This is a genomic window from Bacillus sp. JJ634, assembly GCF_036962285.1.
GTDB lineage: Bacteria > Bacillota > Bacilli > Bacillales > DSM-1321 > Peribacillus > Peribacillus asahii_A.
The window spans coordinates 1-1,591 of the sequence record NZ_JBALMU010000199.1 but is presented as its reverse complement, the minus strand read 5'-3'; the positions used below and the strand labels follow the sequence as shown (position 1 = coordinate 1,591).

Below are 1,591 nucleotides of genomic sequence, written 5' to 3'. Positions count from 1 at the left end.
TGGAAGATAATTTTACATTAATGGGGTTGAAATCCAATCCTTACCCGTATATAAAACAGGCTGATATATATGTACAACCTTCAAAATTTGAGGGGAAATCGATTGCTATTGATGAAGCTAAGATTTTATATAAGCCTATAATCGTTACAAATTTTAGTACGGCTAAAGATCAGATAAATGATAAGGTTAATGGTTTAATTGTAGAAATGGATGCAAATGCTCTTGTTAAGGGTATTGAAAAATTAATGGAGGATACTGTTTTACGTAATCAACTCATTCAAAATTTAAAACAAGAAAAATTAGGAACAGAGGAAGAAATTCATAAGCTTTATAAGATTTTATAGAGGGAGGTGATCTGTTGAAAAAGAATCTTCTTTTTGTTATGAATAATTTAAACTGTGGTGGAGCGGAGAAAGCGTTAATCTCTCTTCTAGAAACAATAGATTACTCACTATTTAATGTGGATTTATTGTTGTTTAAGCATGAAGGATTATTCTTGGGTAAAATCCCTAAAAAAGTCAATTTGTTAGATGAGCCCGATGGTTACCGATATTTTGATATGCCTTTTAAAATTGCTTCCGCCAACTGTTTGGTAAAGGGGCGGTTCGATATTGTTTTATCTAGAATACGTGCGAGCTATATATTTAAAACAGAAAAGAATAGAGCTATATGTGAACAAAGAGTTTGGAAATCGATTGCACAATCTACTAAGAGTTTAGATAAAACATATGATGTAGCGATCGGATATTTGGAAAAAAATCCTGTATATTTTTGTATAGATAAGGTAAAAGCAAAAGTGAAGATAGGCTTTATCCATAATGATTATGACAAGTTGGGGATGGATCCTAAAATAGATAACAAGTATTTCAACCATTTAGATTTTATCGTTACAGTGTCAGAAGAATGTGCAAACGTATTAAAGGAAAGGTTTCCTATATTCAGTCATAAGGTTAAGGTCATGCATAATATTATTTCTCCTGCTATTGTTCAAAAAATGGCAGAAGAACCTATTCAAATAGAGCGACAAAAAACTAAGCTCATATCTGTAGGCAGGTTGAATTATCAAAAAGGGTTTGAAATGGCTATCCAGGCTTGTAAAAATTTGGTCGAAAGTGGATATGATATTGTATGGTATGTGATTGGTGAGGGGGAGGAACGAGATAAATTAGAAAAAATGATTGAAGGAAATAACCTTCAGGAAAGATTTATCCTTTTAGGAATGAAAGAAAATCCCTATCCTTATGTAAGGGAAGCTGACCTATATGTTCAACCCTCTAGATTTGAAGGAAAATCGATTGCTGTTGATGAAGCGAAAATATTACGAAAACCTATAGTAGTAACTAATTTTACGACAGCTAAAGATCAAATTCATCATAAAGAAAACGGGTGGATTGCCGATATGAATTCACATTCAATTGCAGATGGAATTAAACTACTAATTGACGATGAAATATTAAGAAGCAAATTTATCGATAATTTATCAAAAGAAAGATTGGGAACTGAGTTAGAAATCCAAAAATTATATCAAATGATCATGTAGATAGAAGGGAACAATTAAATGATTATTGAGGTAATTGGTATAGTATTACTT

At 31.6% G+C, this 1,591-nt stretch carries 2 protein-coding genes; both read left to right on the top strand.

Features of this window, described 5'->3' with window-relative positions; translation table 11 throughout:
- A partial coding sequence (locus V7068_RS21795) for a glycosyltransferase (protein WP_499714518.1) occupies positions 1-344 on the top strand: 344 nt, incomplete at its 5' end.
- 14 nt (positions 345-358) lie between these two features.
- Positions 359-1,540: a glycosyltransferase gene (locus tag V7068_RS21790; protein ID WP_499714517.1), complete on the top strand. Its 1,182-nt coding sequence runs from the start codon at positions 359-361 to the stop codon at positions 1,538-1,540.
- Positions 1,541-1,591: the final 51 nt, after the last annotated feature.